A 13,547-nucleotide genomic window follows, 5' to 3' on the forward strand; every position below is an offset into this window, starting at 1 on the left:
CAAAAAGAAATGACGACATTAATCGACACCATTAAGCCGACAGAAGAGTACATAGAGACAGTATTGCTGGTGCATGCCCTGTTAGGTCGCAGCGAAGAAGAGTTTACCGCAGCATATCTAAAGGGGCTGGTGGAGCGCCTGAAAGCAGATGTTAAAACATATCGATCGTTTGGCCCATGGTGGCCCTCGCTCAAGGTCTTGCTATTGAAAGATGGCCATACTGACTTTGGGCAAATCGTTGATGGGGATGTGGCGGCGATTTACACCATGAGTCGCCCAGCTCTGACGCTGGTGGCGGCACACCTTTATGCTGACGAAGTGCTGGAGTCTGGTAATATTCACAGTGCTGTTCATTTTCTCAGTGTTATGCCGTCGGCGGATGATAATGAGCCATACCAATACACCAGCTACGACGAGTCCATCGAAAAATTCAAACTGACCAGATAAAGGAGCATACATGTCAAAAGTCAGACCCCAAACTGAACGCCGGTTTTACACTTCGGACCAGTTGCGGGAAAAGGCTGCAGCAATGGGTTGTTGCTTACGATTTGCGCGGTCACAGGGGGTTTTCGAGTTGACGATTGATAATCAGCAGGAAAAAAACTGGACGTGGGTAATGCGTCCTGGAAGCAATGAGCGGGTACGGCTGGTGCGAGAGTTGACGCGGGATGAGTGGGATCTTGCGCTCGCGAACGCACGGGAAACACTTCTTAGTTTTTCAATCTGAAGTTTTCTAACAGAAAAATACCTTGCTTTAAATATATTAAAGCCTTAGATTTTAATGGAGCAAAAGAAAAGCCCGGCATAGCCGGGCCTCACATTCACCTGTAGGTTTTCGCCGTCAAACTTAGGCCTACAGAGAACAACGGGACTATATCATGAAAACTTACGCGCAACGCGATTTTGTAAACCACCCTCAGCTTTCTGCGAAAAAAAACGACGTTTCCTCTCTGGAAAAGACCCTCATCGTATGGGGCGCACTGCTTCTTTCAACCTTCGGCGCGGCCTGGATCTTGAGTCTTATCTACCAATTCGCGATCCGTTGAACAATCTAACCTAAGCCCACGCGACAACCGAACAATATCATCGGTTTTTGCATTCTCTTCGGCGTTTACATAGCTAACAGCCATAAGCTTGGCTGTTGCTATTGTGTTTTTTTTGAAACGCCGTGAGAATAAATGTAATTATTCATTATCTCTTAGATAGCTTGATATCTTTCGGGGTGTGATACTTCATTAAGCTTCATGGAAAGGGTATGCGATTTTCATCGGAATGGCTTGAAGGATACAAAAAGAAGCGTCCAGTTCGCGCCGCCTCTTCTGACTCAGACTGGTTAAAAACAGTTGTTAAGGTTTCAGTTCACGCAGCAGCACTCGCGGCCCTGATAAAAAAACCAGAGCTGCTTAAAGGCAACCAGGAACACTACGATCAAGTACAAGTTTTTGATCGCATAGAACGGAAACACCCCGATCTCTACTCACTTCTTCATGCGACTCCGAACGGCGGATATCGCACCAAAAAAAGCGCGGCGCAAATGCCAGCGGAAGGGCAAAAAAAAGGCTATCCAGATATGTCTCTTGATAAGCCAGCCGGTATTTATCACGGGATGCGAGTAGAGCTAAAACACGGGAAGAAAAAGCCAACAAAAGAGCAGATTGAATGGCTCAATTTGCTGACAGATCAAGGCTACTACTGCATCCTGGCATTCACACCGGATGAAGCCGTCGCGGAGATGGTGGCTTACTCACAGCTTGCCGCCGGTGAATCGATGCCAGAGCACCCAAATAACAGCTACTGGAGGGCGGCGGCTTAAACGTAAGGCGATGATAGTGAAGTCAGATGTGCTGGTGGCGCGTTGCCAGCAGTTTTTTTTACATAGCATGGGTAGAGGATCGGGGTTACATGGACATTAATTACGTATACAACACACTCGAAAATAACCCCGAAATGATAGGCCAACGGGAAGGCTCTGCCGATTTTGTAACGTATGAGCCAGATGAATCTGAGGAAGGGGGAGTGTTCGTAGTCAATGATATGAAGGGAGGGATGGCACCGTTTGAGCCGTCTTTAGATGATTTGCTTGCTGATAACTGGGTGTGTCATGCGTAAACACTACTACAACCTGTCATTTGTCGGAGAAAAGGGGCATTTCAGGAGTGCGGTACTCGCATTGGATTATGACGTAGTGACCATACCTGATATCAGTTTAGCCAAACAGTCATTGGACATGGATGAGTCCACTGGCCTGATCTCAGTAAGCTATCTTGGCCTCATGACTGAGAACGAATACTTTCATGGGCTGGGGAAAGGTAGGGTATGGCGTAGATGGCTAAACGTCGCTGCATGGTTCGTACCGTTCCTGGTATTAGGTCTGGTGCTATTACTACAGTGATATGCGCATTAAGGGCTGCAGTGCGGCCCTTTTTTATGTCCGTTATCAATAGACTATTAGGAAATTACAGATTATTATTCGCCTTGTTAAATACCATAAATTCTAACAAGGAATCTTAGAGAAAAATGTCTAATGCCGCAGAACAACTCACCACTCCTACCCGCATCACCGATGAGGTTCTTCACCTTTCCTTTGTCGGCGTCTATAACCAACTGAATCTGACATTACGCCGTATCAGCGGTGACGACCTCGACCGGCGCGCGCTGGAAACCAGTATAAGCATGATCGAGCAGCTGCAGAGTGACGTTAATACGCGCCTGGATGATGAAACCAACGACTGTAACGCACTCATTGAACAGCTTGAGACAACGAAAAACCAACTACTGGAGATGAACCTGTACAAAGTAGGTGTGCAGGAAGAGGCACAGGCGAAAGAAGACGAGCTGGAAGGGTTACGTCATGACGCCAAAATGAAGGCGCTTGAGCTGGAAAACTCAATTATTAATTTGCAGAGCCAGATTGAGTCATCAGCACAGGAATTAACAACGATGCAGCTGGCCTACAATTCATTGAAAGCGTCCTTTGATACCTATAAGCGCTTACATCCTGAATCTCTTCTCCGTGAGCGTGACGATCTGACAAAGCAAGTCTCCAGGTTGCGAGCAGAGCGCAAAGACACAAATAAGAGACTTCAAACCATGCAGGGCAAGCTCAATATCGCCGATAAAGAGGTCGCTACAGCCCGTTCGAACCTGATCACCAAACGTCAGGATTTGGACCGGCTTAATGCTTTGTACGAAAACCTTAGAAAGCGGGTGGATTTTCACGACGGTCGCGAACAAGTGAAACTTCATACTGTCGTTACTGAGCAAGGGACTGAGCTTAACCTGTATATCTACAACTTCCACTTTGGGTTATTGGCGCGCAATAGCTACATTAAGGGGCATGTGATTGAGCTGGCTGATTTCCATTTCCAGATCCGCACAGCCATGTTGGTAGCGATGGACGTGGTGCCTGGTGTGTGGGGCAATCCGATTTACGAACGTCTGAGCGTATTTAAAAATGCCTGGAACCCAGCGATAGACGAAGAATTACACCAGCGGATCATGACCCGGTTAGAAATGGACTTCCCGAAAATCCACAAGCGCGCGCTGGATGCTATCGCAGCTGGCATTGATGAGTTGACGTTACCGGCTAAAGTGCTCTCTACCCTGAAATGTGCGGGATTTAAGAACGTTCAAGCCATTGCATCCGTGTTACCTTTTGAGCTGGTGGATATTAAGGGGATTGGAGAGCAGACCGCTACGGAAATCACTAACGCGATAAACAGCTGGGCTATACGCTGGGCGCGCGAGAACGGCGACATTGAAGCGTATAAATCGAATGTGATCAGCAGCGCTAAATCAGTAAAAAACAAACGCAAATAAATTAAATCCTTAGAATTAGCTTGATAATAAATGGAGCAGTACGTAAAGTACGAGCCGACATTACGACATTAATTCCTTTGCAAACGGGCTGACCATTTAATCAGCCCTTTTTTTTATCCATTTTTCTCCAAAACGTATCAGGCGCACTCAAAATTTGAGGGTACGTGATTACCTATGCTTATATTTTCCTTAGAATTAACGGTAATGTTAAGCGGAGGAAATGGAATGTCTGAACGTATAACCAGTGTCGAAGTAGCCGCAGTTATGCTGAAGTGCGGTCGTTACATGACGATTTCTGAAATCATGGCGGCACTCACCGAAGCCTATCCCGAGCTTGAGAACGGGCATACATCAGTCACGAATATCGTGCGTACCTTCATGAAATCCCCGTCTGCCAGCTGCTTCTCTTTCCCCGGCGCATATCCTCGCATGTATCTGCTTACGTCGGTTTCAGGTTATCTATTCAAGATCAGAGGTAACAGGCAGGTTTGCTACGACGATTTGCCGTTTCATAGTGGGAGTAAGAAGGATCTGGAGTTAGAGAATAAAAAAAGCCAGGAGGTTTCCCGGCTGGCTTTTAACTTATTCAACAGCATTTGCCGTGAGCGGATCGCATCAGGTATTACTATCGTCTGAAGGACGGCTAAGCCTTGCTATTGGGCGTGATACACGTTCACTCTCCACCTGGTAGGGCTTAGTGCCAGGAGTGCTGCTTTCCACTGGTTTAACAGACGTTGCATCATTCGGTAGTGGAGCTGGCTCAGACACCTTGCCCGGTACCAAAGCCTCAGACTCAACTGGGGCAGCTTGTCTGTTTTGTTTCTTTGGCTGGTGGTCAGCCGCAACCATTCCCATCAATGACATAGCCATACTGATAAAGCGCTCAGCGCGTTCGCTTTCCGGCAATGCCATCAGATCCTGACGTTCCATTAGTGCAACCAGAGCGCCCAGCCCCATTTTCTCCAGTGCATAACCGTAACGCAGACAATCCAGCATCAGCCGACGTTTAGCGGCGTTACTCTGCAGACCGTTGTATTCATTTGCCAGCGCGTCAGTTAAGGGGCTGTACTCAGCCAGCCCGGTAATCTTGATGGTTTGTTTTGTCATTAATTCCGCTCGCTAAGTTCAGCCAGTATCTCGTCACGCACTGGGTCAAGTGCGAAGTAAACGCCGCGTACAATGCTTGTTTCCGGGTATTCAGGAATGAATACCAAATCATGCCAGTCGGCGGTGTAATCAGGCATGCCATGTAGACGACCACCAATATAGTTTGCACCACCGCCTACCAGCAATAGTGCATCAATATCCAGCATGTTTCTGTGAACCTTGCGAATATCAGCGCGGATAATCTCAGCCAGTTCACTGGCGGCCTGACTGATAACGCCAGATACATCAATGCGCTTGCTGCGAGCTGCTTCCAGGCGCGAACCAATGAACCCCTGACGAATTATCGTATCAATGCTCTCGATGTTAAGGCTCTTGGCGTTGATATTTTTCCCGCTGGTGGCCTCAAACTCCTGCAGTAGAGCATAAACGCGCTCAATCATGCGATGAATACCGTTCTCAGTCGTTCGACGGCTAATAACCTGCAGGTCTTTATCCACCACAGCCATGTCACAGGTGAAGCGCCCTAAATCAACGACCAGGATGCTTTCTGCTTCTAACAAATCTGGAAAGTCAGACTGGGCAGAAATCACGGCAGGAACAGCTTCAGGGAATACCTCAACATGTGCGATACGGGCTGGCTGAATATCGGCGCTGTAATTGCGAACGGGTATCAAAAGGTTGTCGGCTTTAGCCTTGGTACGGACGCGATCAATCTTACCAATGTCAGAGTAGAACTGGTTCACCGGCAGTGTTTCCGCAAGTATCACGTCAGCACCGTCAAGACCGGCACGAACAAGGGCTTCATTAACTAATACACGATGTGCTGCACTTACCTGATAGTCAGGGTCGCAGGTATCAACCAGGTCCGTCCCTTTGTTAACGACAACATAGCTGCGCTCACGACCATCATCGGTGGTTAACCATGAGGATGATGTTTCACTGGCTAACGTTTGCTGGCTACCTGAGCGAATCAGGGACGGAGTTACATAAGTCTCCATCTTGCCATCACGTTCAAAGGTCAGGGCCACATTGCCGGAGCCTGCATCCACTGCAACAAAAACGTAGTTTTTCTTACTCATATCCTAATTCCTATTAGCTAATTTCAAAGTAATAAATCGCAATGGGAATGTACCATAAAGACTTAAAAAGTCCATATTCAAAGAACTATTTAGCAACCATATGGGCAATAAACGTGCTTATTAAAAGGACAGATAATGATCAATAAGCAGGGGGAAATCTAAGTGATCAAATAAGTGATCAAAAAAAAGTGATCATTTGCGTGATCACTCTAAAAACCAGACCGCCTATCCTCGCGGCAGTGTGGTTTTTGGCGGTAGGCGTAATGGCAAAGATTGACTGGGATTGGCACAGGGAAAATTATAAAAAACATAAACTTGAGTCAGGCGTGACTTACAAGGAGTATGCCGAATTCCATTCCTTAAACCCGAATACCGCACGTCGCGAACTGAGCAAAAAGACGGATGAAGAGGGGCTGGCGCCCACGCTGTCGGCGCGTGATCAGGCAGATGATCTAACCATCAGAAGGAAGGGAAGAAAACTCAAGCACAGCAGTGCCTTAGAGGAAATTACAGGAGAGAGTGAACCCGGCGAAACACGAGCAGGCACGAAAAATAAAAAAAATAATTCCAAAGGCACACGCGCCAAAATGATCAAACCAGTGCATGAGGGGGAAGTGATCCCACATGTACCGAAACAACGAGGTAAGGGTAAGCAATTCGAAACCGGCAATGAGGTGAATGTTGTCGCGAATACCAGAGGGAAGCCCCGCGAGGTTGATCGTGATGCGGCTGTCTCATTGTTGGAGGCTGGCCTGGAAGAATGCGAGGCATCCACAGTTAAAACAGCCGTCGAGCATATGCAACTGTTGTCGCGAACCACCGCAAGGGCAGTAGAGCTATTCGAAACAGAAATAGCCAACATGAATACCCCACGAGAAAAGGGTGACAAGGAGGGCGATGACGATGCACCGTCCGGGCCACACCCGCTGTTAAAGCTGACAAAACTCCTGATTGAAGTCGGCTACAGGATGGATGACCACGCTACCCGTATCAGTTCTATCCGTTCCTCACGAGAAAAGCTCAAGATTGACCGTGAAAAGCTGGGCGCAAAAGCGACCGAGGCACAGGTTATTGCCACCGCCTACCAGCTGCGTGATGAAAACGACTGGGATATAGCAGAAACCGCTGAGTACATCGAGCGTCATGGGGTAAAACTGCCGGACTCCATCGCCTTGAGGCTGGCTAAGGAGATCAAGGAAGCAGAACCGCCAGTAAGTGACGCCGGTGCTGTTGATGATGACCAGCTGGAAGAAGAGGCCCGTAAATATCGCGAAGCGCAGGCCGGTAAAGAAGCCTTCCTGAAAGAGCGCCGGGAAACCGTCGCCAGGATTGTAGACGAGGGCGGGTATGGCGATACGAACCATGACGGCATCCGGCGCGAAGGGGAGTTAGACCCAGATGAAGAGGGGTTAGATCTCGATTACGAGGCGACCCGCGAGTTATACGGCGAAGGCGATGAGATCGCGATAGCGCCCCCGGATGAGGACGAATAATGGCATCCGGGAAGAAGAAAATAAAATGCGTAACCTCTGATCCGCGCTGGCGTGACATGGCTATCCGCTATCGTCATGACTGGGGATTAGCGGTCGTTGAATTGTTCGGAATGCAACCGAGCTGGCAGCAGGATGAAATACTGCAGTCGGTTCAGCAGATAAAGAGCATGACGACCGTTACATCGGGGCATGGTACCGGTAAGTCATCCCTGACAGCTATGATGCTGATGATTTACATGATTCTGTACCCGGATGCGCGCGTCGTTATCATCGCGAACAAAATTGCGCAGGTAAAATCTGGCGTCTTCAAGTACGTAAAAACCTTTTGGGCCAACGCCGTAAAACGTCACCCGTGGCTGCAGAACCACTTTGTTTTAACCGACACCATGTTTTATGAAAGAAGCCGGAAAGGTGTGTGGGAAGTTCTCTGTAAAGGCTATCGCCTGGGTAATGAGGAAGGGCTGGCAGGGGAGCACTCCAAACACTTACTGATAATTCTGGATGAAGCGTCCGGTATCTCTGATAAGGCTATCGGCATCCTTACCGGCGCGCTGACGGAAGCTGATAACCGCATGCTCATGCTTTCCCAGCCGACGCGCCCGTCTGGTTACTTCTACGACTCTCATCACAGCCTGGCGAAGACTGAACATAACCCTAAAGGGATCTGGACGTCGATTGTCCTCAACTCTGAAGAATCACCGTTTGTAACTGACGACTTTATTGTCATGAAGCTGGCGGAATATGGCGGTCGTGACAGCATGGAGTACAAAATCAAGGTACTGGGCCAGTTCCCGTCCGTGATTGATGGCTTCCTGTTGGGCCGCGATGCCTGTGAGCGCGCCCAGCGTCGTAAAGTGTACCTTGAGAAAAACTGGGGCTGGGTGGCGCTTGCTGACGTCGGGAACGGTCGAGACAAATCCGTCCTGAACATTATGAAGGTAAGCGGCTATCGTGAGAAACGTCGGTTCGTTCCGTTCGTTGTGCTTGAAATGCCGGGTACCATGAACCCTACAGAGTTCGGTGACTTTATTGCGAACGAATGTACTCAGGAGCGGTTCCCCAATATCACTATAGGCGTGGATAGTGACGGCGTAGGCTCAGCTACCGCCGACCAGCTGGAGCGCAGGGGAGTTAACGTCGTCCGTATCCGCTGGGGTAAGCCTATGTTCGCCAAAACAGATAAGGACCGATTTGTAAGCCAGAGAGCCTATGCCAACATAGCAGCTCGTGACGCCATACAGACAGGCCGGATGAGGCTGGATTCGTCGCCTAAAACAGCAGAACAGGCCTCTAAAATACCCTGGAAGATAAACGAGGATGGGCGTGTTGCGATGATGAAAAAGGACTACATGCGGCAGAAGATGAATATCAAGTCACCTGACCGTTGGGATACGTACTGTTTTTCAACGCTGATATCGTATCGCCCTGCTAATGATGACCTGGGTGGAGACATGGAAGAAACCCGCGCAGATGCACTGGCAGAACTGTCGAAATATGATGATGTGATTTAAGGAGGGGGCTGGTGGCCCCCTGCCAATTTCAATCTTTCTTAATCAGAATGTTAAAATTCTTACCGCGTCGGCTGCGTGTATCTCCAAACATGGAACGCAGCTCTGAGATAGAAAGAATATTGTTATTATCGGTCGCAAATTTTCGCTCAAGTAATTTCCGATCCTCTTCTGTAAGCAATTCGAGCTTACGCCTACCCGCCTCTATTGAGCGGTTAGCTTTTTCTATTTCAGCCTCTGTTTTAGCCTTTGCCAGCTTAGTTTTAGCCCGTCTTTCAAAGTGGGTAATACGGCTTAAAATTGATTGCTCAACGATAGTTTTTTGCGCAGCCTTAGCCTCTGCAATCTCTATTTGATCAATGCCGTAAATATCCCCAACCGTAAATATTGAGCATTTCAATGGTTTTATAAGACTATACTTATTGAAATATTCTGTTTTAGGCTCTGTTGATATTTTTATGTCGTCCTTTGTCCATTGCGGGTGATAAATCATGACGCCATGAGTCCCGCAACGTGCGCGCGTACTCTCGTTTTCACCTTTAAAAACAACATCTAAGACAGTATCCTGATACCCACTAACACGGTGTCGGAACTTGTGTCCTTCGGGGTATGCTTCAAATGTTTCCATTTCCTCAGTGAGCGCTTTAACGGCTTCATTTGTATGAGGAAACTTTCTAAGTTTCTTTATTTGCTTTTCATATCTATTAAGCAAATCCTCGCGTGTATGAGTGCATGTTGTTGCAGCATTAAAAAAACCAATAGCTACGGACACTGGTTCAATTATTAACATTGGAACCGGTGAATATATAGCTGTCGATATGGCTATGCTTTTGTTTTTCTTCATCTCAGTAGCAAGTTCAGCAAACTTTTTCCACCGAATTTGTAAATCAACAGCTTTATTAAAAATAGCCTCATCGTTTGAAAATGCGATAGGACGAATCTTCTCGTCTTTGGCATTTCTGCTGTGACAGATGGCGAGTGAATCAACCAGTTGCATCCAGTCTTTTTTGGTCTGCAAAAACAACTTGTACTGCTGCTCAAACATCACGTCATTAAACGCTGGCATTGTGTGATTGTCCTTTTGGTTGTACTAACACGTTCTTACCCACTTGCTACCCACATTGAAAGTAATCAACGAACACGATAAAGCCTTAGAAAGACAGCGATCTCAATAAAGCCATGCTTCCAGCACCTTATGTGTCACGTCGTCTGGCAGGTGATCACGCAAAATGATCACCAATCTGAGGTAACGACGACCAGGTAACACAATGACCGACCTGAATCCCATCGCCCTCATCCTGAGTTAGCTCATTCATGTGGCCTGTCATGGGTACATACTAAAGCAAACCTTTCCCTTTATATATACTTTTGATTCTAAGCTCACTCACGTTTGAGCCAAAATAGGCAAAAAAATAACTATAGATAATGGGGGTTATATAAAGTTACGTGCTATGATCAGTTTAACGGGTTATCTTGGTGATCATTTTAGAGGCCTGTGAAAGATTGGGACCATTGGCGTTGCTGGTGGCCTTATTTTTTACGTAGCACGTCGTTTCTTAGAAAGTATGTATTTTGCATGAGGCCGTTTCACACGGTTCTCACGTTATCAAGGAGGTCATAACTTGAACTATCCGAATATTATCGACATGAATTCGAGTTTTCCCGAGCTTACGGGGATCACTCCAGAGGAAGTTGCACAGAATCTACGCAAATTCATGGCGGATAAAGAGGCATATTCTGAAAATACGTTCAAAAAACTAACATCGGTTGTCCGGGCGTGGGCTGTGTGGTGCCAGAAAAATCAGATCGCGCCGCTGCCGATTATGCCCGATTGCGCCAGAGCTTATTTTCTGGAACTACATGAAGCCGGTGTTGCATCCACCAGCATCACCAATCATTTTGCGATGCTTAACATGTTGGCCCGAATTTGTGGGCTTCCCGATCTAAAAAACAGTACAGAAGTGCAGCTGGCGATGAAGAAAATTCGCCGCCAGTCCGTTCTTGGCGGAGAGAAAACCGGACAGGCCGTCCCGTTCCGGCTCGCCGACCTGCAGTTAGCCAGTCATATTTTATCCCAGTCCGACCGGCTTGCCGATTTGCGAAACCTCGCTTTTCTGTATGTAGCCTATAACTCGCTTCTTCGAATACAGGAAATCGCCCGAATCCGGGTAAAAGACTTATCCGTTAACGATGAGCGGATAATCATGGACATTTCTCACACAAAAACAGTCGTGACCGCCGCAGGTGTCATCAAGCATCTGAGTGTTCCAGCCAGTAACATGTTGAAAAAATGGCTAAATACTTCAGAGCTGATCAGCCATCCCGACGCGGTTGTGTTTTGTCGTGTATTTAAAAATGATCGGGTACAGATATCAGAAACGCCGATGACGACGCCTTCACTGGAAAAAATATTCCAGGATACCTGGCGGCTGCTGGGCAGACCATCGCAAACTACCAACAAAGGCAGGTATGAAATGTGGTCTGGACATAGCGCCCGGGTCGGAGCTGCACAAGATATGGCTGAGCGCGGTGTGAGTATGGCGCAGATAATGCACGAAGGAACATGGTCAAAACCAGAGACAGTAATGCGCTATTTACGACGCCTGAAGAACGAAAACAGCGCCATGAGTGACATCATGGAAAGGTAGATACATATCATTCTAAGGCTTTTATTTGTTGTAACGTGACTGTTATTAGGACAAAATCGGACACACGCCAAAGGAGGTGTTATGTCGGATCTTGTCCTGCTTCACAGACACTTTGTCATTGACCATTGCAAGGTTAGTTTTACTGCAGGCATCAAACATGGTCGTGCCGTGGTAGTTTTTGGCATTGCCACCCAATCCGAAGTAACCCCCCTCCTGACGCTTGAAAAAGAGTACCCGGACCGTAACGCCGCTTGCCAGTACGTACAGCGAGTGACCGAAACGGCAGCGCGCAAGTTGCTGGTTTACTACCAGAACGAGCACCAGCCATTAGTTGACCGCATCAATAACGTGTTTTCCGGGCCAATCCGACTGGAATATTCCAGTCGCCACAAACCAGCGTAAGAGAAGCGAATGTCCGTATCGTCAAACGTTGTGCGCCTGTTCGTCGCCGTTGCAAGCGCCCATGACATAAATGATCCAGTCGGCAACTTCAGCAACGGGTCTTATGTGGACTCATACAGTGGATATTACTTCGGTCCTGACATTTTCCAGCATCCCAAGACATTAGCCACTCTGGTTAAGAACGGGGTGATCGAGTTTTGCCGCGACCAGGAGCATGGAGAAGTGATCCGTTTCGACGACCGGCGCGACGTTCTTGACGAGTTCCAGCGCGGGATAATTGACGCGGAGGCCGGTAATCCTGATGACGCGGAGGACTCCACCAGCCCTTACGCCTACCTTGCCGGTAGAAAGTTCTTCAATCAGCGCCAGCGCTACGGGGGAATGGCGTACAGAGAGGACCAGGGACGTGTCTGTCATGGAATGGTGTGTGCTGACACCGGGGAACGATGGGAACAAGGGTGATAGACAGAAAAAAGGGGGCCATTACAGCCCCCCTTCTTCATTGCGATTTAGCCTTTGAAAAAGCCACTGACAGGATAGCAAATTGAACAACGCCTTCCCACAATTACAGATCTTTTCTTCTCCATACCCGGACGTTGCCGCCGCCATTATCGCGATCTATTGCGGTGAAAAGCGCGGCCTGACGCTTTCCCGCCGGGATTTTACCGCCCTTCTACCTGGCGTCAGCACCGATCACATTCGCAAAACGCTACGTGACTTTCTTGAAAACAAGACGCTGGCCCGGAGCGGATGCCGGTACCGGCTCGCGGTTACTCCCGCCAGAATTATTGGCATGAAGCCGTACCGCCTTTATCGCGTGGATTTACAGATTCTGCGACTCATTCAGTCAAGAGGCGTCATTACGGCAAGCGACATGCTGCGGGTAAACGGCGTGTCACGAACGATATTTCTGAGATCTGCCGCAAGGCTGAAAAAGCTGGGACTGATTGAGTCCTATCAAGACAAACCACTCCCGGCAGCATGCCGGTACTACAAATTTAAAACACAGGAAAATATCCATGAGTAAATTACAGATTTGCAAGATTGATGAAGGCGCAACGGTACCAATGCTGGCTGGTGGCTCTACTTTCCCTATTGAGGCTACAGACATTCGTTTTGAGGCCGTCATCCGCAATGCCGGTAATCACGCAAAGGCGTACTGGCTGAAAACAGGGCTGGCGTTTAACGTCCCTGAAGGCCACGTGCTGAAGGTTTACTCTGCACCTGATATCGCAAGAGCTAACCATGCCAGACTTGCCGAATGCGTAGCGCTGGTGGAGCCTGGCGACCATTCAGAGCTTATTCTGCGTATGGTGATCGACGATGGCGGTAAATCATTTGAGCCTAAAGCGGGGATGATTGTCGCCCGTGCAATGCTGGAAAAGATTGTCTGCCCGGAGCTGGAAGAAGTAGACAGCTTTGATGTGCCGAAATCAGCTAAAAGCACTAGTCAACCCAAAGGGGATGTAACCGCAAAGGCTGGTAAATAAC

Annotated in this window: 17 protein-coding genes; 14 read left to right on the top strand and 3 right to left on the bottom strand. The window is 48.2% G+C overall.

What is annotated here, in order from left to right:
• Window positions 1–9: 9 nt before the first annotated feature.
• The 7 genes from OGV71_RS01630 (at window position 10) to OGV71_RS01660 (ending at window position 4,455) form a co-directional block, all read left to right on the top strand.
• Complete coding sequence (locus OGV71_RS01630) at window positions 10–447, top strand: olxA (RefSeq protein WP_197385912.1); 438 nt, start codon at window positions 10–12, stop codon at window positions 445–447.
• A 10-nt stretch (window positions 448–457) separates the two neighbouring features.
• Window positions 458–727, top strand: coding sequence for a hypothetical protein (locus OGV71_RS01635; protein WP_071444899.1), 270 nt, complete (start codon window positions 458–460; stop codon window positions 725–727).
• Between the two features lie 151 nt (window positions 728–878).
• Window positions 879–1,046: a hypothetical protein gene (locus tag OGV71_RS01640; RefSeq protein ID WP_165612480.1), complete on the top strand. Its 168-nt coding sequence runs from the start codon at window positions 879–881 to the stop codon at window positions 1,044–1,046.
• 209 nt (window positions 1,047–1,255) lie between these two features.
• Window positions 1,256–1,813 carry a VRR-NUC domain-containing protein gene (locus tag OGV71_RS01645; protein WP_071444898.1) on the top strand — a complete coding sequence of 186 codons (558 nt, stop codon included), beginning with the start codon at window positions 1,256–1,258 and terminating at the stop codon, window positions 1,811–1,813.
• Window positions 1,814–1,902: 89 nt separating this feature from the next.
• Window positions 1,903–2,109, top strand: a complete 207-nt coding sequence (locus OGV71_RS01650) for a hypothetical protein (RefSeq protein ID WP_071444897.1) — start codon at window positions 1,903–1,905, stop codon at window positions 2,107–2,109.
• Window positions 2,110–2,517: 408 nt separating this feature from the next.
• Window positions 2,518–3,819 carry a DNA-directed RNA polymerase subunit alpha C-terminal domain-containing protein gene (locus OGV71_RS01655; protein ID WP_286532480.1) on the top strand — a complete coding sequence of 434 codons (1,302 nt, stop codon included), beginning with the start codon at window positions 2,518–2,520 and terminating at the stop codon, window positions 3,817–3,819.
• Window positions 3,820–4,044: 225 nt separating this feature from the next.
• Window positions 4,045–4,455 (top strand): hypothetical protein, encoded by a 411-nt coding sequence (locus tag OGV71_RS01660; RefSeq protein ID WP_071444894.1) that lies wholly within the window; start codon window positions 4,045–4,047, stop codon window positions 4,453–4,455.
• Here OGV71_RS01660 and OGV71_RS01665 read toward each other — a convergent pair.
• Window positions 4,435–4,926: a hypothetical protein gene (locus tag OGV71_RS01665; protein ID WP_071444893.1), complete on the bottom strand. Its 492-nt coding sequence runs from the start codon at window positions 4,924–4,926 to the stop codon at window positions 4,435–4,437. The two genes, OGV71_RS01660 and OGV71_RS01665, sit on opposite strands and share 21 nt — an antisense overlap.
• Window positions 4,926–6,005: a ParM/StbA family protein gene (gene parM / locus OGV71_RS01670; RefSeq protein WP_071444892.1), complete on the bottom strand. Its 1,080-nt coding sequence runs from the start codon at window positions 6,003–6,005 to the stop codon at window positions 4,926–4,928. The genes OGV71_RS01665 and parM overlap by 1 nt, the downstream gene beginning before the upstream one ends.
• A gap of 263 nt (window positions 6,006–6,268) precedes the next feature.
• On the opposite strand from parM, the gene OGV71_RS01675 reads away from it, so the two are divergent.
• Window positions 6,269–7,498, top strand: coding sequence for a hypothetical protein (locus OGV71_RS01675; protein WP_071444891.1), 1,230 nt, complete (start codon window positions 6,269–6,271; stop codon window positions 7,496–7,498).
• A complete protein-coding gene (locus OGV71_RS01680; protein WP_185812396.1) occupies window positions 7,498–9,009 on the top strand; it encodes a terminase in 1,512 nt (503 codons plus the stop codon). The genes OGV71_RS01675 and OGV71_RS01680 overlap by 1 nt, the downstream gene beginning before the upstream one ends.
• Window positions 9,010–9,037: 28 nt before the next feature.
• Here OGV71_RS01680 and OGV71_RS01685 read toward each other — a convergent pair whose 3' ends face one another.
• The gene (locus tag OGV71_RS01685; RefSeq protein ID WP_071444890.1) at window positions 9,038–10,072 is read right to left on the bottom strand and encodes a hypothetical protein; all 1,035 of its coding nucleotides are present in this window, start codon (window positions 10,070–10,072) and stop codon (window positions 9,038–9,040) included.
• A gap of 556 nt (window positions 10,073–10,628) precedes the next feature.
• On the opposite strand from OGV71_RS01685, the gene OGV71_RS01690 reads away from it, so the two are divergent.
• The 5 genes from OGV71_RS01690 to OGV71_RS01710 all read left to right on the top strand — a co-directional run bounded on the left by OGV71_RS01690 (window position 10,629) and on the right by OGV71_RS01710 (window position 13,546).
• Window positions 10,629–11,654 carry a tyrosine-type recombinase/integrase gene (locus OGV71_RS01690; RefSeq protein WP_234105101.1) on the top strand — a complete coding sequence of 342 codons (1,026 nt, stop codon included), beginning with the start codon at window positions 10,629–10,631 and terminating at the stop codon, window positions 11,652–11,654.
• Between the two features lie 81 nt (window positions 11,655–11,735).
• Complete coding sequence (locus tag OGV71_RS01695) at window positions 11,736–12,056, top strand: hypothetical protein (protein ID WP_081364652.1); 321 nt, start codon at window positions 11,736–11,738, stop codon at window positions 12,054–12,056.
• Between the two features lie 9 nt (window positions 12,057–12,065).
• Entirely contained in the window at window positions 12,066–12,518 is a 453-nt protein-coding gene (locus OGV71_RS01700) for a hypothetical protein (RefSeq protein ID WP_071444888.1), read from the top strand.
• Between the two features lie 82 nt (window positions 12,519–12,600).
• Window positions 12,601–13,083, top strand: coding sequence for a helix-turn-helix domain-containing protein (locus OGV71_RS01705; protein ID WP_071444887.1), 483 nt, complete (start codon window positions 12,601–12,603; stop codon window positions 13,081–13,083).
• Window positions 13,076–13,546, top strand: coding sequence for a hypothetical protein (locus OGV71_RS01710; RefSeq protein WP_071444886.1), 471 nt, complete (start codon window positions 13,076–13,078; stop codon window positions 13,544–13,546). The genes OGV71_RS01705 and OGV71_RS01710 overlap by 8 nt, the downstream gene beginning before the upstream one ends.
• Window position 13,547 lies beyond the last annotated feature (1 nt).

This window comes from Citrobacter sp. Cf088 (genome assembly GCF_030334295.1).
In the GTDB taxonomy this organism is placed as follows: domain Bacteria; phylum Pseudomonadota; class Gammaproteobacteria; order Enterobacterales; family Enterobacteriaceae; genus Citrobacter; species Citrobacter freundii.

Bases quoted from the DNA above. Each gene is read 5' to 3' on its own strand.
- OGV71_RS01630 (WP_197385912.1), top strand. From the start codon at position 10: ATGACGACATTAATCGACACCATTAAGCCGACAGAAGAGTACATAGAG.
- OGV71_RS01635 (WP_071444899.1), top strand. From the start codon at position 458: ATGTCAAAAGTCAGACCCCAAACTGAACGCCGGTTTTACACTTCGGAC.
- OGV71_RS01640 (WP_165612480.1), top strand. From the start codon at position 879: ATGAAAACTTACGCGCAACGCGATTTTGTAAACCACCCTCAGCTTTCT.
- OGV71_RS01645 (WP_071444898.1), top strand. From the start codon at position 1,256: ATGCGATTTTCATCGGAATGGCTTGAAGGATACAAAAAGAAGCGTCCA.
- OGV71_RS01650 (WP_071444897.1), top strand. From the start codon at position 1,903: ATGGACATTAATTACGTATACAACACACTCGAAAATAACCCCGAAATG.
- OGV71_RS01655 (WP_286532480.1), top strand. From the start codon at position 2,518: ATGTCTAATGCCGCAGAACAACTCACCACTCCTACCCGCATCACCGAT.
- OGV71_RS01660 (WP_071444894.1), top strand. From the start codon at position 4,045: ATGTCTGAACGTATAACCAGTGTCGAAGTAGCCGCAGTTATGCTGAAG.
- OGV71_RS01665 (WP_071444893.1), bottom strand. From the start codon at position 4,926: ATGACAAAACAAACCATCAAGATTACCGGGCTGGCTGAGTACAGCCCC.
- parM (WP_071444892.1), bottom strand. From the start codon at position 6,005: ATGAGTAAGAAAAACTACGTTTTTGTTGCAGTGGATGCAGGCTCCGGC.
- OGV71_RS01675 (WP_071444891.1), top strand. From the start codon at position 6,269: ATGGCAAAGATTGACTGGGATTGGCACAGGGAAAATTATAAAAAACAT.
- OGV71_RS01680 (WP_185812396.1), top strand. From the start codon at position 7,498: ATGGCATCCGGGAAGAAGAAAATAAAATGCGTAACCTCTGATCCGCGC.
- OGV71_RS01685 (WP_071444890.1), bottom strand. From the start codon at position 10,072: ATGCCAGCGTTTAATGACGTGATGTTTGAGCAGCAGTACAAGTTGTTT.
- OGV71_RS01695 (WP_081364652.1), top strand. From the start codon at position 11,736: ATGTCGGATCTTGTCCTGCTTCACAGACACTTTGTCATTGACCATTGC.
- OGV71_RS01700 (WP_071444888.1), top strand. From the start codon at position 12,066: ATGTCCGTATCGTCAAACGTTGTGCGCCTGTTCGTCGCCGTTGCAAGC.
- OGV71_RS01710 (WP_071444886.1), top strand. From the start codon at position 13,076: ATGAGTAAATTACAGATTTGCAAGATTGATGAAGGCGCAACGGTACCA.